The 1,943-nt window shown below is 44.3% G+C and carries 2 protein-coding genes; both read left to right on the top strand.

The genetic code is table 11. The features are described from left to right. The first annotated feature begins 308 nt into the window (after positions 1 to 308). Positions 309 to 620, top strand: a complete 312-nt coding sequence (locus Psfp_RS20910; RefSeq protein ID WP_282434374.1) for a DUF4163 domain-containing protein — start codon at positions 309 to 311, stop codon at positions 618 to 620. Positions 621 to 680: 60 nt separating this feature from the next. Next, positions 681 to 1,649, top strand: a complete 969-nt coding sequence (gene cas6, locus Psfp_RS20905; RefSeq protein ID WP_134220438.1) for a CRISPR system precrRNA processing endoribonuclease RAMP protein Cas6 — start codon at positions 681 to 683, stop codon at positions 1,647 to 1,649. Positions 1,650 to 1,943 lie beyond the last annotated feature (294 nt).

Genomic DNA, 1,943 nt, shown 5'->3' with positions numbered 1-1,943 from the left:
AAAAAAATTTTGACCACTACTAAGAAATAAAAAAATTACTCACTTTTTTAAAATACAAAAAAGCTTGAACACCTTGCAAACACAGGGCTTTCAAGCTTTTTATATTTTTTAACTGTCAAAGATGAGAATATATTACATATGAAATATCATGTCAAGACGAAATTATCCTTAGAATAAACCTTGTCTGTCCTCTTTGGACTCAAAGTACGGTGGGACAGGCAAAGCGGAATAATTCAACTTGAAAGCGTAAAAGAGAATGCAATTTCCATAACAACAGTGAAAGAAGCTTCTGAGACCGATAAAATCAAATAACCCTACAGTATCCCCAGATTGACGGGTTGGACGATAAAACCGTGCAGGATGGGATAAACTCCATTTTCGAGAAATCAGCCGTGGGCGCCAGGAATGAAGGACTGAAAAATGCGGATGAAATGGGAAAGGCCATGGTGTCCGTGTATCCAGGCAGTCCAAACAAGTGTGAAACCTATTTCGACTACAGGCTGAAATACATCAAAACGGAAAAAAATAAGCATATAATCAATAGGGAATTCTCGCTACATGTAGAAATAATAACCATTATGGAGAAATTATATCTGTATGGTTATTTTTTTATTGCTTGATATGGATTTCATATTCTGACGCCGCTTGCGGTATGAGAAACCGTTAATGGAGAAAGAGCGATGTCCAAATATTTTACAATAGCTAAATACCGGCTCACTCTAAAGGCTGGGGAGAAAGGTTTGCTTCTGCCCCCTTACAAGGGTTCCACGTTAAGAGGTGGTTTCGGCAACGCCTTTCGGAGGATCTCTTGTTCACTCAGGGAGGCCAAATGCCACAACTGCCTCTTAAGGACAAGCTGTCCCTATGCTTATATCTTTGAAACCGCGCCTCCCCCCGGCTCTGAAGCCCTCCGCAATTACGAAAGTATCCCCCGGCCCTTTATCCTCGAACCCCCGCTGGAAACCAAAACCGAATATAGGCCCGGCGAGAAGCTGGCCTTCGATCTAATCCTGATCGGCAGGGCGATAAATTACCTTCCTTATTTTATCGTTGCCTTTCGTGAACTGGGCGAATTGGGGATCGGGAAAATGAGGAGGAAATACCGGCTGGCCGAAATTCGGGCAATTGGTTTGAACAACGGGGAAAGCCAATTGGTGTACCAGGCGGAAGACCAGCTTGTTAGAAATACCAATCTGGCCATCCAGTTTGACACAGCTGATCTTTTGCGTCAGAAGGATAAAGATATAGTCTTAACTCGCCTTGGTTTGGACTTTTTGACCATCACCAGGATTAAGTTTGAGGAAAATTTCGTCCACCATATTGAGTTTCACATGCTCATACGGAGCCTTTTACGCAGGCTCTCGTCGCTAGCCTATTTTCACCATGGCTGGGAACTGGAGCTTGACTTTACCGGGCTGATTGAACGGGCGGCGGAAGTCCGGCTGGTTAGGGACGGTACCCGTTGGGTGAACTGGGAGCGCTATTCTTCTCGCCAGGACAACAAGGTGAACATGGGCGGCCTGGTGGGCCGGGTGGAGTATGAAGGGAATTTGGACGAGTTTCTGCCCCTGCTGCGGCTGGGGGAACTGGTGCATGTGGGCAAGGGGGCGGTGTTTGGGATGGGGAAGTATGGGATTATGAAGATTTAATGAGATTTTGAGACTTGTTGGTGGGTTAAAGTCCCCTTGTATGCGGGAATCTATTCTATCTAAATAACCCATAAAAATGACTTACTTTCAGTCCCCTTGTAAGCGGCGAGATTCTTATTGCAACATGGCTAAAGATGAGCAGGATCTTCTGGACTTTCATACCCATACTATTAAGCCCCTTAATTGAGTTTGAGCCATACCCCCTTATTAATATAAACTAATATTAACGGAGGGGTATGGATGAAACGTAAAAGATATCCTCAGGATTTCAAAGAGCAGCTTGTTAAAGAAGCC

The organism is Pelotomaculum sp. FP (genome assembly GCF_004369245.1).
GTDB lineage: Bacteria > Bacillota > Desulfotomaculia > Desulfotomaculales > Pelotomaculaceae > Pelotomaculum_C > Pelotomaculum_C schinkii.
This window is presented reverse-complemented; position numbering and strand designations above follow the sequence as displayed.

What these genes read in the sequence shown, in the direction of transcription:
- cas6 (WP_134220438.1), top strand. Translation starts at nt 681, where the DNA reads ATGTCCAAATATTTTACAATAGCTAAATACCGGCTCACTCTAAAGGCT.